Annotated in this window: 21 protein-coding genes; 8 read left to right on the forward strand and 13 right to left on the reverse strand. The window is 67.4% G+C overall.

Going from position 1 to position 25,706, the window contains the following annotated elements; translation table 11 throughout:
- Positions 1-699: 699 nt before the first annotated feature.
- Positions 700-879: a hypothetical protein gene (locus PSm6_RS06550; protein WP_021217162.1), complete on the forward strand. Its 180-nt coding sequence runs from the start codon at positions 700-702 to the stop codon at positions 877-879.
- On the opposite strand, the gene PSm6_RS06555 is transcribed toward PSm6_RS06550, so the two are convergent.
- The 3 genes from PSm6_RS06555 to PSm6_RS06565 all read right to left on the reverse strand — a co-directional run bounded on the left by PSm6_RS06555 (position 876) and on the right by PSm6_RS06565 (position 6,485).
- Positions 876-2,066 carry a multidrug effflux MFS transporter gene (locus PSm6_RS06555; protein ID WP_265169814.1) on the reverse strand — a complete coding sequence of 397 codons (1,191 nt, stop codon included), beginning with the start codon at positions 2,064-2,066 and terminating at the stop codon, positions 876-878. The two genes, PSm6_RS06550 and PSm6_RS06555, sit on opposite strands and share 4 nt — an antisense overlap.
- Before the next feature lie 99 nt (positions 2,067-2,165).
- Positions 2,166-5,294 (reverse strand): efflux RND transporter permease subunit, encoded by a 3,129-nt coding sequence (locus PSm6_RS06560; protein ID WP_043244620.1) that lies wholly within the window; start codon positions 5,292-5,294, stop codon positions 2,166-2,168.
- Between the two features lie 12 nt (positions 5,295-5,306).
- Positions 5,307-6,485 (reverse strand): efflux RND transporter periplasmic adaptor subunit, encoded by a 1,179-nt coding sequence (locus tag PSm6_RS06565; RefSeq protein WP_371877031.1) that lies wholly within the window; start codon positions 6,483-6,485, stop codon positions 5,307-5,309.
- A gap of 157 nt (positions 6,486-6,642) precedes the next feature.
- Here PSm6_RS06565 and PSm6_RS06570 point away from each other — a divergent pair, with 157 nt between their 5' ends.
- Entirely contained in the window at positions 6,643-7,272 is a 630-nt protein-coding gene (locus PSm6_RS06570) for a TetR family transcriptional regulator (protein WP_021217166.1), read from the forward strand.
- Between the two features lie 7 nt (positions 7,273-7,279).
- On the opposite strand, the gene PSm6_RS06575 is transcribed toward PSm6_RS06570, so the two are convergent.
- Entirely contained in the window at positions 7,280-7,477 is a 198-nt protein-coding gene (locus PSm6_RS06575) for a heavy-metal-associated domain-containing protein (RefSeq protein WP_043244619.1), read from the reverse strand.
- A 113-nt stretch (positions 7,478-7,590) separates the two neighbouring features.
- Between PSm6_RS06575 and PSm6_RS06580 the strand changes: the two genes are divergently transcribed.
- Positions 7,591-7,962: a hypothetical protein gene (locus PSm6_RS06580; protein ID WP_052351372.1), complete on the forward strand. Its 372-nt coding sequence runs from the start codon at positions 7,591-7,593 to the stop codon at positions 7,960-7,962.
- A 283-nt stretch (positions 7,963-8,245) separates the two neighbouring features.
- On the opposite strand, the gene PSm6_RS06585 is transcribed toward PSm6_RS06580, so the two are convergent.
- On the reverse strand, positions 8,246-9,373 hold the full coding sequence (locus PSm6_RS06585) for an IS481 family transposase (protein WP_265170506.1): 1,128 nt from the start codon (positions 9,371-9,373) through the stop codon (positions 8,246-8,248).
- 554 nt (positions 9,374-9,927) lie between these two features.
- Here PSm6_RS06585 and PSm6_RS06590 point away from each other — a divergent pair.
- Positions 9,928-12,330, forward strand: coding sequence for a heavy metal translocating P-type ATPase (locus PSm6_RS06590; RefSeq protein WP_265169817.1), 2,403 nt, complete (start codon positions 9,928-9,930; stop codon positions 12,328-12,330).
- Positions 12,331-12,419: 89 nt separating this feature from the next.
- Positions 12,420-12,821 carry a Cu(I)-responsive transcriptional regulator gene (gene cueR / locus PSm6_RS06595; RefSeq protein WP_021219733.1) on the forward strand — a complete coding sequence of 134 codons (402 nt, stop codon included), beginning with the start codon at positions 12,420-12,422 and terminating at the stop codon, positions 12,819-12,821.
- Here cueR and PSm6_RS06600 read toward each other — a convergent pair.
- The 4 genes from PSm6_RS06600 to PSm6_RS06615 form a co-directional block, all read right to left on the reverse strand.
- On the reverse strand, positions 12,787-13,689 hold the full coding sequence (locus tag PSm6_RS06600; protein ID WP_265169819.1) for an EamA family transporter: 903 nt from the start codon (positions 13,687-13,689) through the stop codon (positions 12,787-12,789). The two genes, cueR and PSm6_RS06600, sit on opposite strands and share 35 nt — an antisense overlap.
- A 189-nt stretch (positions 13,690-13,878) precedes the next feature.
- Entirely contained in the window at positions 13,879-14,343 is a 465-nt protein-coding gene (gene bfr / locus PSm6_RS06605; RefSeq protein ID WP_021219731.1) for a bacterioferritin, read from the reverse strand.
- Between the two features lie 89 nt (positions 14,344-14,432).
- Positions 14,433-15,326, reverse strand: a complete 894-nt coding sequence (locus tag PSm6_RS06610; RefSeq protein WP_031287779.1) for a PA4780 family RIO1-like protein kinase — start codon at positions 15,324-15,326, stop codon at positions 14,433-14,435.
- A 72-nt stretch (positions 15,327-15,398) separates the two neighbouring features.
- Complete coding sequence (locus tag PSm6_RS06615; RefSeq protein ID WP_265169823.1) at positions 15,399-16,292, reverse strand: LysR family transcriptional regulator; 894 nt, start codon at positions 16,290-16,292, stop codon at positions 15,399-15,401.
- A gap of 109 nt (positions 16,293-16,401) precedes the next feature.
- Between PSm6_RS06615 and PSm6_RS06620 the strand changes: the two genes are divergently transcribed.
- The gene (locus PSm6_RS06620; RefSeq protein WP_265169824.1) at positions 16,402-17,043 is read left to right on the forward strand and encodes an NAD(P)-dependent oxidoreductase; all 642 of its coding nucleotides are present in this window, start codon (positions 16,402-16,404) and stop codon (positions 17,041-17,043) included.
- A 65-nt stretch (positions 17,044-17,108) separates the two neighbouring features.
- Complete coding sequence (locus PSm6_RS06625; RefSeq protein ID WP_021219727.1) at positions 17,109-17,390, forward strand: DUF2218 domain-containing protein; 282 nt, start codon at positions 17,109-17,111, stop codon at positions 17,388-17,390.
- Positions 17,391-17,393: 3 nt separating this feature from the next.
- Here the strand turns inward: PSm6_RS06625 and PSm6_RS06630 are convergent, their stop codons facing one another.
- From PSm6_RS06630 to PSm6_RS06640, 3 genes are all read right to left on the reverse strand, one after another.
- Entirely contained in the window at positions 17,394-18,578 is a 1,185-nt protein-coding gene (locus PSm6_RS06630) for a response regulator (RefSeq protein ID WP_021219726.1), read from the reverse strand.
- Between the two features lie 13 nt (positions 18,579-18,591).
- A complete protein-coding gene (locus PSm6_RS06635; protein WP_052351371.1) occupies positions 18,592-22,113 on the reverse strand; it encodes a response regulator in 3,522 nt (1,173 codons plus the stop codon).
- A 194-nt stretch (positions 22,114-22,307) separates the two neighbouring features.
- Positions 22,308-23,096 (reverse strand): AraC family transcriptional regulator, encoded by a 789-nt coding sequence (locus PSm6_RS06640; protein WP_021219724.1) that lies wholly within the window; start codon positions 23,094-23,096, stop codon positions 22,308-22,310.
- Positions 23,097-23,178: 82 nt separating this feature from the next.
- Between PSm6_RS06640 and PSm6_RS06645 the strand changes: the two genes are divergently transcribed.
- A complete protein-coding gene (locus PSm6_RS06645; protein ID WP_043244615.1) occupies positions 23,179-24,192 on the forward strand; it encodes a bile acid:sodium symporter family protein in 1,014 nt (337 codons plus the stop codon).
- A 116-nt stretch (positions 24,193-24,308) separates the two neighbouring features.
- On the opposite strand, the gene PSm6_RS06650 is transcribed toward PSm6_RS06645, so the two are convergent.
- A complete protein-coding gene (locus PSm6_RS06650; protein ID WP_021219722.1) occupies positions 24,309-25,586 on the reverse strand; it encodes an acetyl-CoA C-acetyltransferase in 1,278 nt (425 codons plus the stop codon).
- Positions 25,587-25,706 lie beyond the last annotated feature (120 nt).

The raw sequence follows: 25,706 nt of genomic DNA on the forward strand, positions 1-25,706 counted from the left end.
CCCCATCATCCGGCCCGACTGCGTCGGGTTCCCTCACTCCATCGCCGCTCGAGGGGGCCGGCGCGATGGGCCATCCATGGCCTGGCGCGCCTCTCGCGGCATCCATGCCGCTCGTCCCCCGGTGCAACGACTGCGTTCGGCCTCCTGGAGGGGCGTTGGCGGCTGCTCCAACTTTCTTCGTCCAGCGCATCGCCATGTGGTGCGCACGGGCTTTCGTAGGATGGTGTAGAGCGAAGCGAAACCCATGCGGTGGAGGCGGCACAAACCCTCAAGCGCCCGGAAAGTACCGTGCTTGAGCGCCTGCATTAAAACCACAACAGCTAACGCCGACAGAGCCAATGAATTTGCTCCCACCGGCGGCGCTGCGCGCCGCTTGGCGACTGAAGTCGCCCCTACAGAAGCGGCAAGCCACCCTGCAAATGCCAGATGCGTGGGTGGAGGTCGCTTTTTACCTCCACCAAGCGGGGCCGGGAATGGCATTTCGTTATGCATGAAGCTCTGCATCGATGGGTTTCGCTGGGCTCGCGGAACGCCGCCCGACCCATCCTACGAATACGTCGATGCTGGCGGGGTGCATATCGTGGGCCCAGCGCCTCCGCCGAACGGTCGTCCACCACCAGTCGGCAATTTGATCCGGGTCATTTTCTGTCATCTACCCGGGTCTACACTGGGGGCTCACTTTCTCAGGGAGAGGGCACCATGAACGTCATAGTCCGACCACTCCGTACCACCCAGGGCAACAGTTGGCAGGTCTGCATGGACCAGCACGCGGTGAGCTTCCGCAGCGAGGCCGAGGCGCAACGCTTCGTCGCCACGCTGGAGGCGCGGCTCAAGGCGCCGCACGTGCTGCCCGAGCTGAAACAGCGGGCTGCGGGCTAGCCGAGCACCGACGGCTGGCCCCGGGTCAGCCGCCAGGTGACCAGCGACGCACACACGGCACCGACGCCGCACAGGCAGATCACCATCGCCATCGGCATCGCCGATCCATCGTGCAACACCCCCACCAGCGCGGCGGCACCCGCCGCCACGCTGAACTGCAGGCTGCCCATCAGCGCCGAGGCGCTGCCGGCATGGCGGCCCTGGCCGGCCATGGCGCTGGCCGAGGCGTTGGGGATGATGATGCCGAGGCTGGCGATGCAGCCGAACAGCGGCACCAGCAATGGCCACAGCGCCTCGGTATGCGCGTGGGCCACCGCCAGCAGCGCCAGCGCGCACGCCAGGTAGAACCACACCACCCGCCGCATCCAGTAGGCCGGCCCGCCGAAGCGCATCAGCCAGGCGTTGACCTGGGCCACCAGGATGAAGCCCAGGGCGTTGCCGCCGAACAGCCAGCCGTAGTGCTCCGCCGGCACGCCGTAGAGCTCGATGAAGACGAAGGGCGAGCCGGCGATGTAGGCGAACATGCCGGCCATGGACAGGCCGCCGGTCATGGCGTAGCCGATGAACACCCCATCCCCCAGCAGGCGCTTGTACTGGCCCAGGGCGCCGCGCAACGGCGGGCGCTCGTCGCCGCTGGTGAGGGTTTCCGGCAGCCAGAGGTAGACGCCGGTCAGCACCAGGGCGCTGAACAGGGTCAGCCCGAAGAAGATCGACGGCCAGCCGAACAGGTCCAGCAGCAGGCCGCCGCCCAGGGGCGCGAGGATCGGCGCCAGGCCCATCACCAGCATCAGTTGCGAGAACACCTTGGCCGAGGTGATGGGGTCGCAGAGATCGCGCACCACCGCCCGTGACACCACCATCCCCGCGCAACCACCCAGGGCCTGGACGAAGCGCGCGCCGATCAGCCATTCCAGGCTCGGTGCCAGGGCGCAGGCCACCGAGGCCAGGGTGAACAGGCTCACCCCCACCAGCAGCGGGATACGCCGGCCGAAGCGGTCGGCGATGGGGCCGTAGAGCAACTGCCCGATGGCCAGGCCGATGAAATAGGACGCCAGGCTCAGCTGCACGTGCTCCACGTCGGTGGAGAAGGCCTGGGCCAGCGCCGGGAAGCTCGGCAGGTAGAAGTCGATGGCCATCGGGCCGAAGGCACTGAGCGACCCGAGGATCAGCAGGATGCGGAAATTCATGGTTCACCTGAAAACAGGGCGCCGCCCCGAGGGCGGCGCCGTGGACTGCAAAAGACCGTGGAGCGATCGCGTGGTTCGATGTTCAGCGAGGCGGGCGCGTCACTCGGCCGCCGGTGCCTTCTTCTTGCGACCCAGCTTGTCGGCGGCGGATTCCACCAGCAGATAGAACATCGGGATGAGGAAGGTTGCCAGCAACGTGGCGGCAAGCATACCGCCAATCACCCCGGTACCGATCGAATGTCGGCTCGCCGAGCCCGCGCCGGTGCTGATGGCCAGGGGCACGCAGCCAAGGATGAAGGCCAGCGAGGTCATGACGATGGGGCGGAAGCGCAGCTTGGCCGCCTCCAGCGAGGACTCGAAGATGCCCTTGCCCTCCTCGCGGCAGAGCACGGCGAACTCGATGATGAGGATGGCGTTCTTCGCCGCCAGGCCGATCAGCGTGACCAGCCCCACCTGGAAGTACACGTCGTTGGACAGCCCGCGCAGCCACACCGCGAGGATGGCGCCGAACACCGCGAAGGGTACGGCGGTGACCACGGCGATGGGCAGGGTCCAGCGCTCGTACTGGGCGGCGAGGATGAGGAACACCAGCACCAGGCCGAAGATGAAGGCCTTGCTGCCCGAGCCCTGGGTGGCCAGTTCCTGGTAGGCCGAGCCGATCCAGCCGATGCTGTAGTCCTCGCCCAGCACCTCGTCCGCCACCTCCTGCATGGCCGCCAGGGCCTGGCCGGAGCTGTAGCCCGGCGCCGGGCCGCCGAGGATCTTCGCCGCCGGGTAGACGTTGAAGCGCGCGTAGGAGTCCGGCCCGAGGATGCGCTGCACCCGCACCAGGGACGACAGCGGCACCAGGTCGCCGGAAGCCGAGCGCACGTAGACCTGGCTGAGGTCCTCGGGCTTGCGGCGGAACTCGGACTCCGCCTGCAGGCTGACCTGCCAGGTGCGCCCATAGAGGGTGAAGTCGTTGACGTAGTAGCTGCCGAAGGTGGATTGCATGGCGGTGAACACATCGTTCACCGCCACCCCCAGGGCGCGGGCCTTGGTGCGGTCGAGGTCGACGTAGTACTGCGGCACGTTGGCGTTGAAGGTGGTGTTGACCCCCACCAGTTCCGGGCGCTTGGAGATGGCGCCGATGAACTTGGTGACCGTCTCCTCCAGCTGCGCGACGCTGCCGCCGGAGCGGTCCTGGATGTACGCCTCGAAGCCGCCGGTGGTGCTCATGCCGGTGATCGGCGGCGGGTTGAAGGTCATCACCACGCCGTCTTTCTGCCCGGCGCCCATGGCCATGAAGGCCGGTGGCAGGTTGCGCGCATCCAGCTCGTCGGTGGTGCGCTCCTTCCAGTCCTTCAATGGCACGAAGGACACCCCGGCGTTGCTGCGGGTGCCGAAGGTGAGCACGTCGAAGCCGGCGAAGGTGACCACGTCCTGCACCGCCGGGTGCTTCATCAACTGCTGGGTCACCGCGCTGGTGACCTCCTCGGTGCGGGTCAGGGAGGCGGCCGGCGGCAGGAAGTAGGCGTTGATCACGTAACCCTGGTCTTCATCCGGCACCAGCGAGCCGGGCACCCGGCCGAACAGCATGACCATCAGCGCGATCATCCCGCCGAACAGCAGCAGGCCGATGACGCTGCGCTTGAGGAAGAAGCGCACGCCGGCGGTGTAGCCGTCGGTGGCGCGATCGAAGAAGCGGTTGAACCAGCGGAACGGCGCCGCCGGCTCCTCGTGGGTGGGCTTGAGCAGCAGGGCGCAGAGCGCCGGCGACAGGGTCAGCGCGACGATGCCGGAGATCACCACCGACACCGCGATGGTGATCGCGAACTGCTTGTACATCTGCCCCGCCAGGCCGCCGAGGAAACCCACCGGGATGAACACCGCGCAGAGCACCAGGACGATGGCGACGATGGGACCGGTGACTTCCTCCATGGCCTTGATCGAGGCCTCGCGCGGGCCGAGCTTCTCGGTGCGCATCACCCGCTCGACGTTCTCCAGCACCACGATGGCATCGTCCACCACGATGCCGATGGCCAGCACCATGCCGAACAGGGTCAGCAGGTTGATCGAGAACCCGAGCATGTACATGCCGGCGAAGGTGCCGATCAGCGACACCGGGATGGCCAGCACCGGGATCAGCGTGGCGCGCCAGTTCTGCAGGAAGATGAAGACCACCAGCATCACCAGCACCAGGGCCTCGACGAAGGTGTGGATAACCTCCTCGATGGAGACCTTGACGAACTTGGTGGTGTCGTAGGGGATCTTGTAGGCGATGCCGTCGGGGAAGCGCTTCTCCAGGCGCTTCATGGTGTTCTCCACCGCCTCGGCGGTGTCCAGGGCGTTGGCACCGGGTTGCAGGTAGATGCCGAAGGCGGCGTTCTGCTGGCCATTCAGCGAGGTCATCAGCGAATAGTCCTGGGCGCCCAGTTCGACCCGCGCCACGTCCTTGAGCAGCAGGCTGGCGCCGGTGGAGTCGGTGCGCAGGATGACGCTCTCGAACTCCTTGGGTTCGGTGAAACGGCCCTTGGTGGTGACGGTGTAGGTGAAGTCCTGGGGCTGGTTCAGGGGCTGCTTGCCGAAGCTGCCGGCGGCGAACTGGGAGTTCTGTTCCTGGATGGCCTTGACCACGTCGCTGGGAGTCAGGTCGTACTGCGCCAGCTTGTCCGGCCGCAGCCAGATGCGCATGGAGTAGTCCTTGGAACCGAACTGGCTGGCGTCACCGACGCCGGGGATGCGCTTGAGCTCGTCGATCACGTTGATCAGCGCGTAGTTGCTGATGTAGATCGGGTCGCGGGAGTCATCCGGGGAGAACAGCGTGACCACCTGGAGGATGTCGGAGGATTTCTTCTCCACCTTCACCCCTTGCCGGCGCACCTCCTCGGGCAGTTTGGCCAGGGCGGCCTGGACCTTGTTGTTGACGTCGATGGTGGCCTGGTCCGGGTCGGTGCCCACCTGGAAGTACACGGTCAGGCTCATGGCGCCGTTGCTGTCGGAGTTGGACAGCTGGTAGATCATGCCCTGCACGCCGTTGATCTCCTGCTCCAGCGGCGCCGCCACGGTTTCGGCGATGACCTGGGAGCTGGCGCCCGGGTAGCTGGCGGTGACCGAGACCTGCGGCGGCAGGATCTCCGGGTACTGGGCGATGGGCAGCGCGCGCATGGCCGCGAGGCCGCCGAGGATGATGACGATGGAGATGACCGCGGCGAACACCGGGCGGTCGATGAAGAAGCGTGAGATCACGGCGGACGCTCCTCAGGATTGTTGCGGCTGGTCGGCGGGCTTGTCCTTCGCTTCGACGGCCTTGACCGGCGAATCGGGCCTGACCTTGGGCAGGCCCTCGACTATCACCCGGTCGCCTTCGGCGATGCCGGACTCGATGACCCAGCGCCCCTCGGAGGTGTCGCCGGTCTTGACCTCGCGCATGCGCGCCACGCCGTCCTTGTCCACCACGTAGACGAAGGTGCCGCGCGGCCCCTGGGCCAGGGCGCGCTCGGGCACGGTGATCGCCTTGGGCCGGCTCAGCCCCTTGACCAGCACCCGCACGAACTGCCCGGGCAGCAGCTTCTGCTCGGGGTTGGGCACCACGGCGCGGGCACTGACGGTGCCGGTGCCGGTGTTGACGAAGCTGTCGGTGAAGTCGACGCGGCCTTCCAGCGGGTAGGTGGAGCCATCGCCGAACTTGAGCACGGCGGCCATCTTGCCGCCCTCGGGCAGGGTCAGCTTGCCGGTCTGCACGTCCTCGCGGATGCGCTCGGCCTCGGTGTCCGGGTAGCCGAAGTTGACGTAGATGGGGTCGAGCTGGGTGAGTTGGGTGAGCAGGCTGGAATTGGGATCACCGGCCACCACCAGGCTGCCCTCGGAGCGGGTCTCCTTGCTGGTCATGCCGGTGATGGGCGCCTTCACCGTGGTGTAGTCGAGGTCGATCTGCTTGGCCTGCACGTTGGCTTCGGCGGCCTGCACGTTGGCCTTGCTCTGTTCGTAGTTGGAGACGGCATTGTCCAGCTCGCTCTCGCTGGCGAAGCCCTTCTTCTGCAGTTCGCGGATGCGCTTGAGGTCGCGCTCGGTCTGGCGGTAGCGCGCCTGCTCCTGGGCCAGGGCGCCCTTGGCGCTGCCGAGGGCGGCCTGGTAGGTGCGCGGGTCGATGCGGAACAGCACCTGGCCGCGCTGCACCTTGCTGCCCTCCTGGTAGGTGCGCTCCTGGAGGATGCCGCTGACCTGGGCGCGCACTTCCACCTCGCGATAGCCGGCGGTGCGCCCGGCGTATTCCAGGGTCATCGGCAGGGGCGCGGTCTTCACCGTTTCAACCAGCACCTCGGGTGGCGGTGGTGCCGCCTTGGCCGGGGCATCCGCCGCTTCGGCGACCGTGCCCAGGGACATCAGGCCGAAAGCGAAGACGCGCAGCGAAAGGATGAAAGAGGGTGAAAGCGGCATAGTGCGTCTCCATTCCATGACAGCGCCCGATTGGCAAAAACAGGAAACAGGTCAAGGCTGGATACATACGTTCACGCTTGTAAAAGCAGTATCCGACTGCAAAATCGGTAAACTCTGGCCCCCGAACAGAAGCCTAGACAGTATTCGTCCAACTGCTATGCGCAGAACCAAAGAAGAAGCGGAGAAAACCCGCAGCGATATCCTGGCTGCCGCCGAGGTGCTCTTCCTCGAGAACGGTGTCGCCCACACGTCCCTCGAGCAGATCGCCCGGGCGGCGGGCGTCACCCGTGGCGCCGTTTACTGGCACTTCCAGAACAAGGCCCACCTGTTCCACGAGATGCTCAACCAGGTGCGCCTGCCCCCGGAGCAGATGGCCCAGCGCCTGCACGGCGCCGAAGGCCGCGACCTGCTGCAGTCGCTGCTGGAGCTGTGCGTGGAGGCCATCACCAGCCTGGCCCTGGACGAGCAGCGCCATCGCATCTTCAACATCCTCCTGCACCGCTGCGAGTTCACCGAGGAACTGCGCGAGGCGGAGGATCGCCACAACGCCTTCGTCAATCAGTTCATCGACCTGTGCGAGGAGCTCTTCGCCCGCCCCGGCTGCGTCGAGCGGCTGATGGACGGCCTCACCCCGCGCCTGGCCTCGCGCGCGTTGCACGCGCAGGTGATCGGGCTGTTCACCGACTGGACGCGCGACCCCGAGCTGTTCGATCCACAGCGCGAGGCCGGCATCCTGGTCGGCACCCTGTTCCGCGGCATGTTCCGCGACTGGGACCAGGGCGCCTGAGGACGGGTCAGGCCGCCGCGGCCTGGTAGCCCTCCTCGCGGATCGCCGCCAGGACCTCGTCCAGGGACAGCCGGCTGGCCACCCGCACCTCGCCGGCACCCAGGTCCACCTGGACTTCCGCCGCCGGGTCGCGGGCCTGCAGCGACTGGGTGATGGCGCGGACGCAGTGGCCGCAGGACATGCCGCTTACCTTGAGAATCTGCATGGTTCAACTCCTGAGTTGATGGGTCTGGAATCAGTCTCGGGCTTGCCACGGTGGCAAAGTCAAGCGCGCCGCGATCCCCTACACTCAAGCCATGCCGTTCCGGAGTCGCCGCCATGTCCCCCAGCCGTTTCTGCCTGCTCGCCCTGCTCACCCTCGCCGGCCCCGCCAGCGCGCAATCCCCCATCGACTACAGCGTGCTGATCGTCACCCGCGAACGGGTCGAGCTGCCCACCAGCTGCGACGTCGGCCTGTACCTGCAGGACCAGCTCGCCGCACGCCTGGTGCAGGGCGAGAGCATTGCCGTCAACCTGCAACCGGGCCCGGTTTCCATCCGCCTCGGCCTGCTCGGCCCCGGCCGCTGCAAGCCCGGCATCGAGCAGCAGCGCCAGCAGTCCATCAGCCTGGAGGCCGGCGAGGTGCGCAAATACCGCCTGGCGATGAACACCTCCGGCCTGTACCTGACGCCGGCGCTGTCCAATCCCTGAACCAGGCCCCGGTCCCGGGCTGAAGCCCGGGCTACCTGATGCGGCGGTGCCGGGCCATTGCGGGTGAATCCGCTTCCACCAAAAAGCCTGTGCTCATGGGGAGATCGCCGGGCGAATGAATTGGCTCTGTCTGCGTTAAGTGTTGCTAGAGGATTTGAGTCCAGCTGATTGCCGAGTTCTGGTGATGTTTCTGGTTTCGCCCACCCGGGCGAGTCTCTTTTGGCAGTCGCCCTGTATAGACCGGAGACATGGTGGACACATGTGCGGGGACATGGTTGACACATTATGGTCCGTAGTCAGGGTTGTTCAGGTCGATAGTTCGTAGAAATTGATGGCAGAAGTACACGTCGTACAACACCTCGCTTTCAGGCCTGGGACGTATAGCGATCAGGTGCCCAGCAAGCCCCTTGGCGATGCGGAAGTAGTGTTTTCTAAAGCGGAATCGGCTGTGATAAACCTTTGTCACTTCGTCATCCAGGGCATATTCGAAGTCCTCCAGTTTTTCTGGAAATGGCCAGGGGCTTGTGCGGTATCGCTCCATGGGAACCTGATAGCCCAGCGCTTCGTGGGGCCGTTGAAGGTTGTAGATCTCCCTCCATTGATCGAAAGCAGCCTGGGCTTCGATCAAGTCGTGAAAGTGCTTTCCCTTGAGTACTTCAGCTTTGAGCGCGCGATGAAAGCGCTCGTTTTTGCCATTGGTTTGTGGATGGTAAGGCCGGCTGAAGCTCAGGCGAATGCCCAGCCGGACCAGCCAAACACCCAGCTCGGATAGTTCACCCGGATTACGTGGCGAGCCCCAAGGGGAGCCGTTATCGGTGTTGATTCGGGCAGGCAAACCATAGCGGCGGAAGACTTCGCTCAGCTTTTCCTGAACCGTTTCCTTGCGCTCATTGGCGCAGGCCTGGATCGCCAGGTTGAAGCGGGAATGGTCATCCACAACCGTCAACGGATGACACTGGCCTTGCTGGGTCGGAAAGTAGCCCTTGAAATCCATCTGCCAGAGGTCATTGGGGGCCTCGTGCTCGAAGCGCTGCCAGGGCTTCTTGGCTTCCTTTTCAGGCGGCAGGATCAGCAGATGGCGGTGCAGGACGTTAGTCACAGTGCTGGGGGCAATACCGCAGTTAAGGACATGGCTGATCTTGCGTCCGCCCCACGCAGGATGCGCCTGACGCAACGCAACCACCTCCGTTTCCAGCGCGGGAGGGGTCCGCTTGGGGCTATTGAGCGGCCGGCGGGATTTCTCGTGCAGGCCATCTCTCCCGCTCTGTTCGTATCGCTTAAGCCACTTGTAAGCCGTTTGCGGGCTGATACCGAAGCGTCGGCACAGTTCTCGCCTGTTGCTGTCAGGCTGTAAGGCCAACGCAATGAATTCCTCTTTCAAGCTCATGGCGTCTCTCGTGTTCCAAGGCATGGTATGGATCCCCGGCAAGGCAGCTCGCCGGAAAGTGTCAACCATGTCTCCGTACACCTGTCAGCTATGTCCTCGGTCTATACACCAGTCGCCCCAAAAGAAACCAAAAGGGCTTGCCCCATCATCCGGCCCCGGCTTCGCCGGGGTTCCCTCACTCCATCGCCGCTCTGGGGGCCGGTGCGATGGGCCATCCATGGCCTGGCGCGCCTCTAGCGGCATCCATGCCGCTCGTCCCCCGGCGCAACGACTGCGTTTGGCCTCCTGGAGGGGCGTTGGCGGCTGCTCCAACTTTCTTCGTCCAGCGCATCGCTACGTGGTGCGCACGGGCTTTCGTAGGATGGTGTAGAGCGAAGCGAAACCCATGCGGTGGAGGTGGCAGAAATACCCCGGCGCCCGGAAAGCACCGTGCTTGAGCGCCTGCATTAAAACCACAACAGCTAACGCAGACAGAGCCAATGAATTCGCCCCTACAGAGGGAGCGCTGCGACAACTCGCCGCTTGACCTTGCCCTCGTGTCAAGGTCGATCCTGTGGGCAACCAAGGAGGAATTGCCCATGAATCCATCCGTTTCGTTCGACCTGCCGATTGCCGGGATGACCTGCGCCAGCTGCGCCGGGCGCGTGGAGCGTGCCCTGGCCAAGGTGCCGGGGGTGAAGGCCGCCAGCGTCAACCTGGCCACCGAGCGCGCCCGTATAGAAGCACCGGACGACAGCCTGCCGGCCCTGCGCGCGGCGGTGGAAGGTGCCGGCTACGCGGTGCCCGGCCAGCGCCTGGAACTGGCCATCGACGGCATGACCTGCGCCAGCTGCGTGGGCCGTGTGGAACGCGCCCTGGCCAAGGTGCCGGGGGTGGGCGAGGTGACGGTGAACCTGGCCACCGAGCGCGCCCACCTGCTGTTGCTCGGCGAAGTGGAGCGCAGCACGCTGCTGCAGGCCGTGGAGCGGGCCGGCTACCACGCCCGCACCCTGGATGCCGCGACACCGCCCAGCGACGACACCGCCAGCCGCCTGCGTCGCGAGCGCTGGGCGCTGTGCATTGCCCTGGCCCTGGCGCTGCCCCTGGTGCTGCCGATGCTGCTGGAACCCTTCGGCCTGCACTGGATGCTGCCGGCCTGGGCGCAGTTCGCCCTGGCCACCCCGGTGCAGTTCATCCTCGGTGCGCGCTTCTACCGCGCCGCCTGGAAGGCCGTGCGCGCCGGCGCCGGCAACATGGACCTGCTGGTGGCCATCGGCACCAGCGCCGGCTACGGCCTGAGCCTCTACCAATGGGCCACCGCCCACCCCGGCCACACGCCGCACCTGTACTTCGAAGCCTCGGCGGTGGTCATCGCCCTGGTGCTGCTGGGCAAGTACCTGGAAAGCCGCGCCAAGCGCCAGACCAGCGCCGCCATCCGCGCCCTCGAAGCGCTGCGCCCGGAACGGGCCATCCGCCTGCGCGACGGCCGCGAGGAAGAGGTGGCCATCGCCGAACTGCGCCTGGGCGACGAGGTACTGGTGAAGCCCGGCGAGCGCTTCCCGGTGGACGGCGAGGTGCTGGAAGGCCAGAGCCACGCCGACGAGGCCCTGATCAGCGGTGAAAGCCTGCCGGTGCCCAAGCGCCCCGGCGATAGCGTCACCGGTGGCGCCATCAACGGCGAAGGCCGCCTGCGGGTGCGCACCAGCGCCATCGGCGGCGAGACCGTGCTGGCACGCATCATCCGCCTGGTGGAAGACGCCCAGGCGGCCAAGGCACCGATCCAGAAACTGGTGGACCGGGTCAGCCAGGTGTTCGTCCCGGCGGTGCTGCTGATCGCCCTGGCCACCCTCGGCGGCTGGCTGCTGGCCGGCGCGCCCCTGGAAACCGCGCTGATCAACGCCGTCGCCGTGCTGGTGATCGCCTGCCCCTGCGCCCTCGGCCTGGCCACGCCGACGGCGATCATGGCCGGCACCGGCGTCGCCGCCCGCCACGGCATCCTGATCAAGGACGCCGAGGCCTTGGAGGTCGCCCACGCGGTCACAGCCGTCGCCTTCGACAAGACTGGCACCCTCACCTCCGGCACCCCGCGCATCACCAACCTGAGCGCCGCCGATGGCGACGAAGCCAGCCTGCTGGCACTGGCCGGCGCCCTGCAGCGCGGCAGCGAGCACCCCCTGGCCAAGGCCGTGCTCGACGCTTGCAGCGAGCGTGCCTTGACGGTACCCCAGGTCGCGGACAGCCAATCCCTCACCGGACGCGGTATCCAGGGTGTGGTGGACGGGCGCCTGTTGGCCCTGGGCAACCGTCGCCTGCTGGACGAAAGCACGCTCGACGGCGGTGCCCTGCTGGCCTCCGCCGAGGCCTGGGAGGCCCAGGGCCGCACCCTGTCCTGGCTGCTGGAGCTGCAGCCCCAGGCACGGGTGATCGGCCTGTTCGCCTTCGGCGACAGCCTCAAGGACGGTGCCCGTGAAGCCGTGCAGGCCCTGCGCGAGCGGCATGTCGCCAGCCACCTGATCACCGGCGACAACCGTGGCAGCGCCCGGGTGGTGGCCGAGGCGCTGGGCATCGACGATGTGCACGCCGAAGTGCTGCCAGCGGACAAGGCCGCCGAAGTGGCACGGCTCAAGGCCGGTGGCGCAGTGGTGGCGATGGTCGGCGACGGCATCAACGACGCCCCTGCCCTCGCGGCGGCGGACGTCGGCATCGCCATGGGCGGTGGCACGGACGTGGCCATGCACGCCGCCGGCATCACCCTGATGCGCGGCGACCCGCGCCTGGTGCCCGCCGCCCTGGAGATCGCCCGACGCACCTATGGCAAGATCCGCCAGAACCTGTTCTGGGCCTTCATCTACAACCTGGTGGGCATCCCCCTCGCCGCCGCCGGCATGCTCAACCCGGTGGTCGCCGGCGCCGCGATGGCACTCTCCAGCGTCAGCGTGGTGAGCAACGCCCTGCTGCTGAAGACCTGGAAGCCGGCCGGGGACAAACCCAAGGAAGACTGACGCCAGGACGCTGTTCTGGCAGGGGCGGATTCATTCGCCACGCGCCCCCCACGGGGCGCCCAGACACCTCAACCCGAGAGGACAGATGCATGAACATCGGCCAGGCCGCGAAGAAGAGCGGGCTCACCGCGAAGATGATCCGCTACTACGAATCCATCGGCCTGCTGCCCGAGGCCGGGCGCAGCGACAGCGGCTACCGCCAGTACAGCCAGCAGGACCTGCACAGCCTGGCCTTCATCCGCCGCTCGCGGGACCTGGGCTTCTCCCTGGAGGAGGTCGGCAAGCTGCTGCAGCTATGGCAGGACCGTGGCCGCGCCAGCGCCGACGTCAAGGCACTGGCCCGCGACCACATCGAAGAACTGAACCGCAAGATCGCCGAGCTGGCGGGGCTGCGCGACACCCTGCAGGAACTGGTGGATCACTGCCAGGGCGATCACCGTCCCGACTGCCCGATCCTCAAGGACCTGGAGTCGGGCGGCTGCTGCCACTGACCAGGCGGCCCAGCAGCCCCTTGGGCAGCACGGTGATCGCCAGGCCGACGAAGACGATGACGCAGGCCAGCCAACCGGCCGGGCTCAGCGCCTCGTCCAGCAGCAGCCAGCCGGACAGCAGCCCGGAGATAGGCACCGCCAGGGCGAAGGGGGTGACCAGGCTCGCCGGGTGGCGGCTGAGCAGGAAGCTCCAGATGGCGAAGCCCAGGGTGGTGGCGCCGAAGGCCACAAACAGCAGCGAGCCGTAGCCCACCAGGGTGGCGTGCTCGAAGGCTGCGGCCATCGCCTGCGGCCCCTCGAACACCCAGGACAGCGCCAGCAACGGCAGCGGCGGCACCAGGCTCACCCAGCAGATCAGCCGCAACATGTCGGTGGCGCCCGCGCGCTTGGTGGCGATGTTGGCGAAGGCCCAGGCCAGGGCCGCCACCAGCACCAGCACGAAGGCCAGCAGGCTGTCGCCCATGGGCCGCTCCAGGCCAATCAGCACCAGGCCGGACGCCGCCAGCGCCAGGCCCAGCACCCCGCGCCGGCTGGGCCGCTCGCCCAGCAACAGGGCGGCGATGAGGATGGTGAAGAACACCTGGCTCTGCAGCACCAGGGAGGTGAGCCCCGCGGGCATGCCGATCTTCATGCCGATGAACAGCACGCCGAACTTGAACACCCCCAGCAGCAGGCCGATCTGCACGATGCGCCACAGCGGTGCCGGCATCGGCCCGCGCAGGAACAGCAGCGGCGTGGCCGCCAGGGCGAAACGCAGGGCGCAGAACAGCAGTGGCGGGAATTCAGCCAGGCCGAGCTTGATGATCACGAAATTGACGCCCCAGACCAGGGTCACCAACAGGGCGAGAAGGATGTGCGGCAAGGGCATGGCGGGCACTCGTATAGCGGGCTGGCCACGCTAGCAGGTCATCGGCCGCTTGTATGGATACAGATGCCCGCTAATGGCGGGATACAGGAGCGCCGGCGCAACTCGGGCGCCCATGAAAAAGCCCCCGGCGGCGCATCTACCTGGGTAGACGCCCCGCCGGGGGCTTTCCGGGAACCGGTGCGGGCGCGATCAGCCCTGGGATTGCAGGTAGTTCTGCAGGCCCACGCGGTCGATCAGGCCCAGCTGCTGTTCCAGCCAGTAGGCGTGGTCTTCCTCGGTGTCCTGCAGCTGCAGGGCGAGGATGTCGCGGCTGATGTAGTCCTTGTGCTTCTCGCACAGGGTGATGCCCTTGCTCAGAGCGGCGCGCACGTCGTACTCGAGCTGGAGGTCGGCGCGCAGCATCTCCGGCACAGTGGCGCCCGGGTGGATCGGCTTGGGCGACATGTCCGGGGTGCTTTCGAGGAAGAGGATGCGCTTGAGCAGGGCATCGGCGTGCTCGGTCTCTTCCTCCATCTCGTGGTTGATCCGGTCGAAGAGCTTGGTGAAGCCCCAGTCGGCGTACATGCGCGAGTGCAGGAAGTACTGGTCGCGAGCGGCCAGCTCGCCCCGCAGCAGGTCCTTGAGGTATTCGACTACTTCGGCTTGCCCTTGCATTCGTGTGTTCTCCCCTGCAAACGCGGTGATTCGAGCGCGTAATGGTCCTGCGCGGATCGGCCCCGGTCAAGCGAGCCGATGCCGCAGCCTCAATTCTGCATCCAGGGCGGGGGCGGCGGCTCGTCGCGGGCCTTGTCCTCGTCCTCGTTGAGCAACGCCTGGCGCCGCGCTTCCTCGGCCAGGGCGGCCTTGATCTCGCGCATCACCGAGTCGACATCGGCGGCGTCCTCCGGCTCGTCGAACTGGCCGGTGAGCGGTGTTTCCGGGGTCAGCTTGCCGTCCTCGTAGAGCGCCCACATTTCCTTGGCATAGCGCGTGTAGAGCAATTCCGGGGCGAACTGCCCGAAATACGCGGCCATGTTGCCGACATCACGCTCCAGCATGCGGAACGCGTGGTTGTTGCCGGCGGCATCCACCGCCTGCGGCAGGTCGATGATCACCGGGCCGTAGGGGTCGAGCAGGACGTTGAACTCGGACAGGTCGCCATGGACCAGGCCGGCGCAGAGCATCTTGACGATCTCGCCGATCATGAAGCCGTGGAATTCGCGGGCGTCCTCGGGCGTCAGGTCGACGTCATTGAGGCGCGGTGCGGCATCGCCGTAGCCATCGGTGACCAGCTCCATCAACAGCACGCCATCGAGGAAGTCATAGGGTTTGGGCACGCGCACGCCGGCAGCAGCCAGGCGGAACAGCGCCGCGACCTCGGCGTTCTGCCAGTTCTCTTCCTGTTCCTTGCGCCCGTACTTGGAGCCCTTGGCCATGGCCCGGGCGTCGCGGCTGTTACGCACCTTGCGCCCTTCCTGGTACTCGGCGGCCTGGCGGAAACCGCGCTTGTTGGCCTCCTTGTAGACCTTCGCGCAACGCAACTCGCTGCCACAACGCACAACGTAGACCGACGCTTCCTTACCACTCATCAGGGGCCTGACCACTTCGTCGACCAGGCCGTCTTCCACCAAAGGTTCAATGCGTTTTGGAGTCTTCATGCTGCTTTGTAGCCAATCCTCTGTTTACGGGCGGACATCGTCCGACTTTATACGGCATGCGCGCCCCCGCGACTATCCGCCGCGCTGCAGACTGTGGCGCAGCGCATCCATGGCGTAGCGCACCTTGGCCGGCTGGGCATCGCGGCGCGGGGTGACGATGTGGATGCCGACGGGGTCGGTGCGCCATTCCGGCAGCACCCGCAGCAGGCGACCGCTGGTCAGTTCGTCGCGGATTTCCGGCTCCGGCTGCAGCGACAGGCCGAAGCCGGCCAGGGTGAAGCTGCGGGTGGAGAGGATGTTGTTGCACACCACCCGGCTCTCGATGCGCAGGCGCTGCACCTCGCCGCCCGGCCCGTGCAGGGTCACCGGGCCCTGCTGGCGGTCGCTGCCCAGGCTCACCCAATCCAGCGCCAGCAGTTGCTCGGGGCGGGTGACGCCGGGGTGGCGGGCCAGGTAGGCCGGCGCGCAGCACAGCAGCATCGGCCAATCACCGATATGCCGCGCCACCAGGCTGGAGTCCTCCAGCTTGCCGACACGCACCGCCATGTCGATGCGCTGCTCCACCAGGTCGATCTGTTCGTCGTGGAAGAACAGCCGCAGGCTCAGCCCGGGGTGCGCCTCCAGCAGCGGTGCCAGGGCGTCGGTCATGAAGCGCCCGGAAAAGCCCACCGGGGCGGCGATGCGCAACTCCCCCACCGGCGCATCACGCAGCTCGGCCAAGCGCTGCTCGGCCTGCTGCGCCAGCTCCAGCACCTGCGCACAACTGCGGTAGAACAGGCTGCCGGCCTCGGTGAGGGTGAGCTTGCGGGTGGTGCGGTGGAGCAGGCTGACCCGGGTCGACTCCTCCAGCTTGCGGATCTGCTGGCTGACCGCCGAGGCGCTCATGCCCAGGGCTTCCCCGGCCGCCACCATCGAGCCTTTCTCCACCACCGTGGCGAACACCGCCATGCGCTTGAGCTGCTCCATTCGTAAGCACCGCTTAATTGTGAAAGCGCTTTCTGCCACTTTTTCCGTCGATTATCCAGCAGCAATGATGCAGCACCTCGAATCACTCACCCAGCTCCAGGAGAACAGCATGAAGATCGCCCTTATCGGTGCCAGCGGTTTCGTCGGTTCCGCCGTACTCGCCGAAGCCCTGCAACGCGGCCACCAGGTCACCGCCCTGGTGCGCCACCCGGAAAAGCTCGCCGCCCACCAACACCTGAAGGCGCTGCAGGCCGACATCCACGACGCGGCCGCCACCGCGTCGCAACTGGCCGGGCATGACGCCGTCGTCCACGCCTTCAACCCCGGCTGGGGCCGCGAGGACATCCGCGAGCAGTTCATCGCCGGCACCCGCTCGATCTTCGCCGCCACCAATCAGTCCGGCGTCCGCCGCCTGCTGGTGGTCGGCGGTGCCGGCAGCCTCTACGTCGCCCCCGGCGTGCAGCTGATCGACACCCCGCACTTCCCCGCCGAATACAAGGAAGGCGCCGAAGGCGCGCGCCAGGCACTGAACCTGATCCAGGCCGAAACCGCCCTGGACTGGAGCTTCATCTCGCCGCCCGCGCTGCTGCAGCCCGGTGAACGCACCGGCCGCTTCCGCATCGGCGGCAACGAACTGCTGATGGACGGCGACCACCCGGCCAGCGTCTCGGTGGCCGACCTGGCCGTGGCCATCGTCGACGAGCTGGAAAACCCGCAGCACATCCGCCAGCGCTTCACCGTCGGCTACTGATCCCGGCGCAGGGTGGGCCCGCTTCCGGCGGCCCACCGCATCCCCTTATCCACAAGGAGCAGCCCATGAGCCTCACCGCCTCCGCGCACGTCGTCACCGACACCCCGGCGCGCTATATCAGTCGCCTGTGCAAGCACTTCGCCCACCGCATCCCGGTCAGCTTCGACGAGCACCAGGGGCGCATCGAGTTCGACTTCGGCATCGGCCTGCTGCACGCCGAAGCCGGCGGCCTGACCCTCAAGGTCGAAGCCGCCGACACGGCGAACCTGGAAAAGATGAAGGACGTGATCGCCAGCCACTTCGAACGCTTCGCCTGGCAGGAGGCGCTGCAGCTCGACTGGCGCTGAGCCTCACTCCGGCAACGTCAGCTCGATGCTCTCGGCGATGGAGTCTTCCAGGCGCTGCAATTCGCCGTCGATGGCGGCGCGGCTATCGGCGTGGCGCTGGGCGATGAGGGCGAAGCCGTCGGCCACTTCGAGGAAGGCCATCACCACCAGCGGGTCGAACTCGCTGCCGCTGCCGGCGCTGATGCGCATCACCGCCGCGTCGCCGCTCAGGCTGCTGCGATAGGGGTGGTAGCTGGTAAGCCCGTCGTAGTGGTCCACCACCGCCATCAGGCGCGCCGCGAGGGGTATCTGGTCACCGCGCAGACCCTGTGGATAACCCGAGCCGTCCCAGCGCTCATGGTGCCCGTACTGGATTTCCTTGGCGTAGCCGAGAAAGCTCTGCTCGCTGCCGCCCAGCCGCGCTTCGGCGCGCTCCAGGGCTTCGCGGCCGAGGCGGGTGTGGCTCTGCATCAGGCGCAGGTCGTCGCCTTCCAGCTGCCCGGGGTTGAGCAGCACGCGATCGGGCAGCGCCACCTTGCCGATGTCGTGCAGCAAGGCCGATTTCGCCATCAGGTTGATGCGTTCCTCGGTCAGCTCCTCGGCCATGCCCGGCTGCTGCCGCGCCAGGGCCGTGCCCAGCAGGCGCATGTACAGCTCGATGCGCACCAGGTGGTTGCCGTCGGGGTTGTCGCGCATGTCGGCGAGGCCCGCCAGGGCTTCGATGGTGGCGTCGTGCAGGTGCTGGATCTCGCGGGTGCGGCGGCGCACCTCCAGCTCCAGGTATTCGCTCTTGTCGCGCAGGAAGTCGGCCGTGGCCTTGAGCTGCAGTTGCGCCTGCACCCGCGCCAGGACGATGGGCGGGCTGATGGGCTTGGTGATGTAGTCCACCGCCCCCAGGTCGAAGCCCTTCTGCTCGTCGGCCATTTCGCTGCGGGCGGTGAGGAAGATCACCGGGATATCGCGGGTGACGGCATCGGCCTTGAGCCGCGCGCAGACTTCGTAGCCGTCCATCTCCGGCATCATCACATCGAGCAGGATCAGGTCCGGGCGCATGTGCCCGGCGGCGATCTTCAATGCCTTGGCACCGCTGCCGGCGACCTTGACCCGGTAGCGGTCCATCAGCAGCTCGCTCATCAGCTCGAGGTTGTCCGGGGTGTCGTCCACCACCAGGATCACCTCGCGCTCCGATCTGTCCAGCATGCCGACCATCTGCCGCACCTCGTCAAAGTGAAATGTCGCGTTGCCCCGCCATCTCCCGCAGGACCACCAGCGCCGCCTCGAAATCGTAGCTGCGCACCGCCGACTCCAGCGGCCCGTAACCTTCATTGAAGGCGCTGCGGAGCAATTCCGCCTGTTCCTCGAAGAGCTTGCCGGCGCGCGGGTCGTCGTCCTCGAACAACTGCGCCAGGCGCTTGCACAGGGGCGCCAGGCGCGCCGGGTCGTAGGGGGCGGCGGCCGGTTCCGGTCGCTGCTCGCGCAGCAGCTCGTCGATGGCTCGGACCAGCGCCAGCAGCGGCGGTTCCAGCTCCAGCATCTGGCGCTCCAGCTGGGCCAGGCGCGCCCCCTGATGAATGCTGCGCTCCAGGGCTTCGGCCTGGGCCTGCAGCGCCGTCGCCCCGAGGTTGCCCGCCAGCCCGCGCAGGCTGTGGGCCAGGCGTTCGGCGCTGTCGCGATCGCCATCACCCAGTGCCTGGCGCAGGCTGGCGATGAACGCCCGCTGGCCCCTGGCGAACTTGCCGAGCAAGCCGAGGTAGGCCTGCTGCTTGCCCAGCACCCGGCGCAGGCCGCTGGCGATATCCACCCCCGGCAACACCCAGTCGGGCAGGTTCGCCACCACCGTCTTGGGCGGCTCGCCCGGCCCCCGTGAGCCCCGCAACCAGCGGCTGAGGGTGGCCCACAGTTCCAGGGGCTCGATGGGTTTGCTGACGTGGTCGTTCATGCCCGCCTCGATGCAACGCTCACGGTCGCCGGGCAGGGCGTTGGCGGTCATGGCGATGATCGGCAACTCCAGGAAGCGCGGTTCGCGGCGCAGTTCGCGGGTGGCTTCCAGGCCGTCCATCTCCGGCATCTGCATGTCCATCAGCACCAGCGCGTAGTAGCCCGGCGGCTGCCAGCGCAGGCGGTCGACGGCATCCAGGCCGTTCTCCGCCTGGTCGATGAGCAGGCCGCTTTCCTCCAGCAAGGCGGTGGCCACCTCGCGGTTCAGCGCATGGTCCTCCACCAGCAGCACACGCTGGTTGTCGAAGCGCGGCATGGCGTCCAGCAGCGCGGCGGTGCTGGGTGGCGGCGGGTTGCCCCCACGGCGCCCCAGGCTGGTCAGGGACGCCTCCAGCAGCACCGAGGGGTTGAGTGGCTTGTGCAGCACCTCGTCGATACCGGCCTTGTCGGTCTCCCCCAGGTCATCGAAACCGTGGGCGGTGACCAGCAGCACCCGCGGTGGCTTGCGCAGGCCCAGCCGGTGCAGGCGGCAGGCGGTCTCGACGCCATCCAGGCCGGGCATCTGCCAGTCGATGAAGGCCATTTCGAAGGGGTCGTCCTCGCGCTCCGCCTCGGCCACCCGCAGCAGCGCTTCCTCGCCGGATTGCACCGCCTCCACCCGCAGCGCCAGGCTGGCGAGCATGTCGTTGATCACCTGGCGCGCGGCGTCGTTGTCGTCCACCACCAGCACGCGGCGGTCAAGCAGGTCGGGCTGCAACAACAGCTCATTGGGCTGCCGGGCCGATACCTGCACCGGCAGGCGACACCAGAACAGGCTGCCGATGCCCACCCGGCTGTCGACGCCCACCGCGCCGTCCATGGCCTCGGCCAGGCGCCGGCAGATGGCCAGGCCCAGCCCGGAGCCGCCATAGCGCCGGGTGGTGGAGTTGTCCGCCTGCTGGAAGGATTCGAACAGCCGCCCCTGCTGCTCGGCATCCAGCCCGATGCCGGTGTCGCGCACCGCCAGGTACAGCTCCAGCTCATCGCCACGCCGGTGCTCGCCACGGACGATCACTTCCACCTCGCCCTGTTCGGTGAACTTCACCGCGTTGTTGGCGTAGTTGATGAGGATCTGGCCGATGCGCAACGGGTCGCCCACCAGTTGCAGGGGCAGTTGCGGGTCGATGTTGAACACCAGCTCCAGGCGCTTGCAGGCGGCCTTCTCGCTGATCAGCCCGGAGAGGTTCTCCAGCACCATCTGCAGGTCGAAGTCGATGCGCTCGACGCTCAGCTTGCCGGCCTCGATACGGGAGAAATCGAGGATGTCGTTGATCACCCCCATCAGGTGCTGGCTGGCCTGCTGGATCTTGCCCAGGTACTCGCGCTGGCGCGGTTCGGGGTCGGTCTTCAGGGCGAGGTGGGTCATGCCGATGATGGCGTTCATCGGCGTGCGGATCTCATGGCTCATGTTGGCGAGGAAGTCGGCCTTCGTCCGCGCGGCTTCCTCGGCCAGTTCCTTGGCCTGCTCCAGGGCTTCCTCGCTGTGCTTGCGCGCGGTGACGTCGCGGCTGACGCCCACCAGGCCCAGCAACTGGCCCTTGTCGTCGTGGAAGGTGGCGCGCACGGTGTCGAACAGCACCTTGCGCCCATCGCGCTGCACCACCCAGTCCTCGCTCTCGAACGGCAGGCTCAGGGCCAGGGCCGCCTGGTCCTGGATCAGGCGCATGCGCGCCCGCTCGGTGGGCAGCAGCTCGGCATCGGTGCGGCCCTGCAAGGCGTCGCGGCTCTGGCCGATGAGATCGGCGAAGGCTTGGTTGGCCCCCAGGTAGCGGCCGTCGGCATCCTTGAACCAGATCGGGTCGGGAATGGCATTGACCAGCGCCAGCAGGGTGCTGCGCTGGCGTTCGGCCTCGGCTTCGGCACGGCAGCGCTCCTCCACCTGCACCGCCAGGCGACGGTTCCACAGCAGCACGAAGCCCACCAGGACGATCACCCCCAGGGCGAACGGCCAGCCCACCTCGGCGGCCTTGCGCCAGTTGAATTCGGTGAGCGGCGGCAGCCAGCGATCCATGATCGCCTCGCGCTCCTCGCGGTCGATGCTGGCCAGGGCGTGGTCGATCAGGCCGGCCAGCTGCGGCCAGTCGCGGCGCACGCCGAAATGCAGCTCGCTGCTGCCCAGGCCGGATTCGCCGCGCAGCTCCAGGTTGCTCAGGTTGAACTGCCGGATCAGGTAGCTGGCGACGATCATGTTGCCCACGTAGCCGTCGGCACGCCCGGACGACACCGCCCGCAGCGCCGCCTCGGTGTCGGCGGTCTCCACCAGCAGCACCCCCGGCGCACGCTCACGGAGCATGGCCTGCACCGCATAGCCGCGTTCCACCGCCACGCGCTTGCCGGCCAGGTCGGCCACCCCCTGGAGGACGCTTTCGCGGCGGGTGAAAAGCAGGCTGGTGCTGATCAGGTAGGGCTCGCTGAAGGCTGCCCAGCTCTGCCGCGCTGGGAGCCTGGCCATGGACGGCAGCACATCCACGCGGCGCTCACGCAGGGCGTCCTGGGCTTGCTGCCAGTCATCGAAATAGACCGGCTCGATACCCAGCCCGAGGCGCTCGCCCACCAGGCGCAGGAAGTCGGCGCTGATGCCCTGGTAGCTGCCGTCGGACTCCATCAGGTCGAAGGGCGGCCAGCCATGGCGCGGTACCCCCACGCGGATGCGCGGATGGTCCTGCAGCCAGGCGGCCTCGTCGGCGTCGAACTCGAGCCGCTCGTTTCCGCCCAGGGCCAAGGATGCCAGCAGCATCAGCAGCAGCCATAAAGAGGCACGCAACATGGGTCTTTCCTTGTGCTCGTCCACCGCAGTTCAGCTTAGCCAGCGGCCGGTGGTTGGAAAGGTGAGGTGCCGAGTTCAGTGGCGCCGAGCGCCGAGCGCGCCTGCAACTCCGCTCGGTGGACCGGTGAAGCGGGGTCCACCCTACAAGCCGCCAGCCAGCCGGAGAGCCCCGAACAGGGGGGAGGCGTTGAGCCTCAGCGAAACAGCTCACCCGGCGTGACGCCGAACAGGCCCTTGAAGGCGGCGATGAAGGCCGAGGGCGAGTCGTAGCCGCTGCCGAGGGCGACCTGGGTGACGCTGTGGCCCTGCTCCAGCGGTTGCAGGGCGGCGAGCAGGCGCAGGCGTTGGCGCCATTGGCGGAAGCTGAGGCCGGTCTCGCGCTGGAAGGCGCGCATCAGGGTCTTTTCCGAGGTGGCCAGCAGGCTGGCCCATTCACCCAGGGGGCGGGCCAGGTCGGGCTGCGCCACCAGTTCGTTGCACAGGCGCAGCAGGCGCGGCTCGGCGGGCATGGGCAGGGAGAAGCCCGCCTCCGGCAAGGCGCGCAGCTGATCCAGCAGCACCGCCACCAGGCGCGCTTCGGCGCAGTCGCCCTCTGGGTATTCCACCGGCAGCTCGCAGAAGCCCTTGATCAGCTCGCGGGCCAGCGGCGTCACCTCCAGCACCCGGCAATGGTCCGGTGCCCAGGCGCAGGCGTCGCCGCGCACGTAGAGGCTGCGCATCTCGGCATTCATCGAGGTGACCACTTCGTGCTCCAGCCCGGCCGGCACCCAGATCGCCCAGTGCGGCGGGGCGAAGAAGCTGCCCGCGGCAGTGTGCACGCCGAGCACGCCACTGATGGCGTAGGAGAGCTGCACCCAGTCGTGGCTGTGGCGCGCCGTCCAGGAGCCGGCGCGCAGGCTTTCCACCCGCGCATAGAGCGGCCGGGGCAGCACGTCGAGGCTGGGAATGCTGCGTTGCAGGTCGATCTGTCCGTTTGGCGACATCTTCTGATCCGCTGTCGTTAGACGGTCGGATTCTGCGCCCGTTAACCTGCGGCCTCAATCCCGTTCGCTGCACGGAGGCCCCATGTCGGCACTCAAACCCCTCAAGCGCCTGGTCACCGACTGGTTCCTCGGCGGCATGCTCGTGGCCGTGGCACTGGCCTGGCTGTTCCCGGACATCGGCCGCCACGGCGGCGTGCTGCATGCCGAGAGCCTGATCAACGCCGGGGTGTTCCTGGTGTTCTTCCTGCACGGCATCAACCTGTCCACCGAGCAGATCCGCAAGGGCCTGAGCAACTGGCGCCTGCACATCATGGTGCAGGTCTTTACCTTCGCCCTGTTCCCGCTGGTGTGGCTGGCGGTGGACAGGCTGTTCGGCAAGCAACTGCCGCCGGCCCTGATGCTGGGCTTCTTCTACCTCTGCGCCCTGCCCTCGACCATCTCCTCGTCGGTGGCGCTGACCGGCAGCGCCGGCGGCAATGTGCCGGCGGCCATTCTCAATGCCAGCCTGTCGAGCCTGCTGGGGGTGTTCCTGACGCCCTGGCTGATCAGCCTGGTGGCTGACGCCAATGGCGGCATCGACCTGGGCAAGACGCTGATCGACCTGAGCCTGCTGCTGCTTCTGCCGCTGGTACTGGGCCAGGCGCTGCGCCCGCTGTGGGGCACGTTCTTCGCCCGCTACAAGCGCTACACGGCAGTGTTCGACAAGCTGGTGATCCTGCTGCTGGTGTTCGCCTCGTTCAGCGATTCGGTGGCCGGCGGCATCTGGCAACAACAAGGGCCGGAAACCCTGGTCATCGCCTTCGTCGGCAGCGCCCTGCTGCTGGCGCTGATGCTCTGGGCCACCACCCGCTCGGCGCGGGCGCTGGGTTTCAACCACGAGGACGAGATCGCCGCGGTGTTCTGCGCCACCAAGAAGTCCCTGGCGGCCGGCGCGCCCATGGCGGCGATCATCTTCGGCGCCAACCCGGCGCTGGGCCTGATCCTGCTGCCGATCATGCTCTACCACCAGATGCAGCTGATCGTCTGCTCGGTGATGGCCGAGCGCTATGCCAACCGTGGCCGCGAACTGAGCCAGGCGCAGGCGAGCGCGGCCTGACACCCACCCTCGAAAAGCACGCGAAAAAAAAGGGCGGCCCAACCTGTGGGCCGCCCTAAATCACGGAGTTGCATACATCACGCGGCCAGCGATGAATTGCGGCCGCGGGTATTGGATTACTTTTCGATGATCGCGGTCACACCTTGTCCGCCTGCAGCGCAGATCGAGATCAGCCCGCGACCCTTTTCCGCCACCGAAAGCAGCTTGGCCAGGTTGGCGACGATGCGCCCGCCGGTGGCTGCGAAGGGGTGGCCGGCGGCCAGGGAGCTGCCCTTGACGTTCATCTTGCTGCGATCGATGGAGCCCAGCGGCTGGTCGAGGCCGAGGCGGGTCTTGCAGTAGTCGGCGTCTTCCCAGGCCTTGAGGGTGCAGAGCACCTGGGCGGCGAAGGCCTCGTGGATTTCGTAGTAGTCGAAGTCCTGCAGGGTCAGGCCGTTGCGCGCCAGCAGACGCGGCACCGCATAGACCGGCGCCATCAGCAGGCCTTCCTTGCCACCGACGAAATCCACCGCCGCCGCTTCGCCGTCCTTGAAGTAGGCGAGGATCGGCAGCCCGCGCGCCTTGGCCCACTCCTCGCTGGCCAGCAGCACCACGGAGGCGCCATCGGTGAGCGGGGTGGAGTTGGCGGCGGTCATGGTGCCGCGCGGGCCCTTGTCGAACACCGGCTTGAGGGTGGCGAGCTTCTCCGGATTGATGTCCGCGCGCAGGTTCTGGTCGCGGGTCAGGCCGAGGAAGGGGGTCAGCAGGTCGTTCTGCCAGCCTTCGGCATAGGCCGCGGCGAGCTTCTGGTGGCTGGCCACGGCCAGGGCGTCCTGCTCGTCACGGGGGATGGACCAGGTCTGCGCCATCAGCTCGCAGGACTCGCCCATGGACAGCCCGGTACGCGGCTCGCCGTTACGCGGGATGTGCGGCGCCAGGTGGCGCGGGCGCACCTTGAGCAGGCTCTTGATCTTGTCGCCGGTGGTCTTGCCGCGGTTGGCTTCCAGGAGGATCTTGCGCAGCTCCTCGTGCACGCCGATGGGCGCGTCGGAGGTGGTGTCGACGCCGCCGGCGATGCCGCTGTCGATCTGCCCGAGGGCGATCTTGTTGGCGACCAGGATGGCCGCCTCCAGGCCGGTGCCGCAGGCCTGCTGGATGTCATAGGCGCTGGTTTCCGGCGCCAGGCGCGAGCCCAGCACGCATTCGCGGGCCAGGTTGAAGTCACGGGAATGCTTGAGCACGGCACCGGCGACGAACTCGCCGATGCGCTCGCCGTGCAGGTTGTAGCGCTCCACCAGGCCTTCCAGCGCGCTGGTGAGCATCTGCTGGTTGGTGGCGGTGGCGTACACCGTGTTGGAACGGGCGAACGGAATGCGATTGCCGCCGACGATGGCGACCCGGCGCAGCTGGGTCATGGGTGACTCCTTGCCTGGGGAATGGATTGCGGTGCGCAACGTTGGCGACAAGACTAGCCGCCCGCCTGGCCGTCGCATTGGCCGCCTTGCCAACAGAGTGGTCAACACGGTCAATTGCGC

This window comes from Pseudomonas solani (genome assembly GCF_026072635.1).
Classification (GTDB): Bacteria; Pseudomonadota; Gammaproteobacteria; order Pseudomonadales; family Pseudomonadaceae; genus Metapseudomonas; species Metapseudomonas solani.

Excerpts from the sequence above, each read along its gene's own strand:
- PSm6_RS06650 (WP_021219722.1), bottom strand. The coding sequence starts at position 25,586 with ATGACCCAGCTGCGCCGGGTCGCCATCGTCGGCGGCAATCGCATTCCG.
- PSm6_RS06630 (WP_021219726.1), bottom strand. The coding sequence starts at position 18,578 with ATGGTCGGCATGCTGGACAGATCGGAGCGCGAGGTGATCCTGGTGGTG.
- PSm6_RS06580 (WP_052351372.1), top strand. The coding sequence starts at position 7,591 with ATGTCCCCCAGCCGTTTCTGCCTGCTCGCCCTGCTCACCCTCGCCGGC.
- bfr (WP_021219731.1), bottom strand. The coding sequence starts at position 14,343 with ATGCAAGGGCAAGCCGAAGTAGTCGAATACCTCAAGGACCTGCTGCGG.
- PSm6_RS06570 (WP_021217166.1), top strand. The coding sequence starts at position 6,643 with ATGCGCAGAACCAAAGAAGAAGCGGAGAAAACCCGCAGCGATATCCTG.
- PSm6_RS06565 (WP_371877031.1), bottom strand. The coding sequence starts at position 6,485 with ATGCCGCTTTCACCCTCTTTCATCCTTTCGCTGCGCGTCTTCGCTTTC.
- PSm6_RS06575 (WP_043244619.1), bottom strand. The coding sequence starts at position 7,477 with ATGCAGATTCTCAAGGTAAGCGGCATGTCCTGCGGCCACTGCGTCCGC.
- PSm6_RS06585 (WP_265170506.1), bottom strand. The coding sequence starts at position 9,373 with ATGCCTTGGAACACGAGAGACGCCATGAGCTTGAAAGAGGAATTCATT.
- PSm6_RS06610 (WP_031287779.1), bottom strand. The coding sequence starts at position 15,326 with ATGAAGACTCCAAAACGCATTGAACCTTTGGTGGAAGACGGCCTGGTC.
- PSm6_RS06600 (WP_265169819.1), bottom strand. The coding sequence starts at position 13,689 with ATGCCCTTGCCGCACATCCTTCTCGCCCTGTTGGTGACCCTGGTCTGG.
- PSm6_RS06615 (WP_265169823.1), bottom strand. The coding sequence starts at position 16,292 with ATGGAGCAGCTCAAGCGCATGGCGGTGTTCGCCACGGTGGTGGAGAAA.
- PSm6_RS06590 (WP_265169817.1), top strand. The coding sequence starts at position 9,928 with ATGAATCCATCCGTTTCGTTCGACCTGCCGATTGCCGGGATGACCTGC.
- PSm6_RS06640 (WP_021219724.1), bottom strand. The coding sequence starts at position 23,096 with ATGTCGCCAAACGGACAGATCGACCTGCAACGCAGCATTCCCAGCCTC.
- cueR (WP_021219733.1), top strand. The coding sequence starts at position 12,420 with ATGAACATCGGCCAGGCCGCGAAGAAGAGCGGGCTCACCGCGAAGATG.
- PSm6_RS06550 (WP_021217162.1), top strand. The coding sequence starts at position 700 with ATGAACGTCATAGTCCGACCACTCCGTACCACCCAGGGCAACAGTTGG.
- PSm6_RS06635 (WP_052351371.1), bottom strand. The coding sequence starts at position 22,113 with ATGTTGCGTGCCTCTTTATGGCTGCTGCTGATGCTGCTGGCATCCTTG.
- PSm6_RS06645 (WP_043244615.1), top strand. The coding sequence starts at position 23,179 with ATGTCGGCACTCAAACCCCTCAAGCGCCTGGTCACCGACTGGTTCCTC.
- PSm6_RS06555 (WP_265169814.1), bottom strand. The coding sequence starts at position 2,066 with ATGAATTTCCGCATCCTGCTGATCCTCGGGTCGCTCAGTGCCTTCGGC.
- PSm6_RS06625 (WP_021219727.1), top strand. The coding sequence starts at position 17,109 with ATGAGCCTCACCGCCTCCGCGCACGTCGTCACCGACACCCCGGCGCGC.
- PSm6_RS06620 (WP_265169824.1), top strand. The coding sequence starts at position 16,402 with ATGAAGATCGCCCTTATCGGTGCCAGCGGTTTCGTCGGTTCCGCCGTA.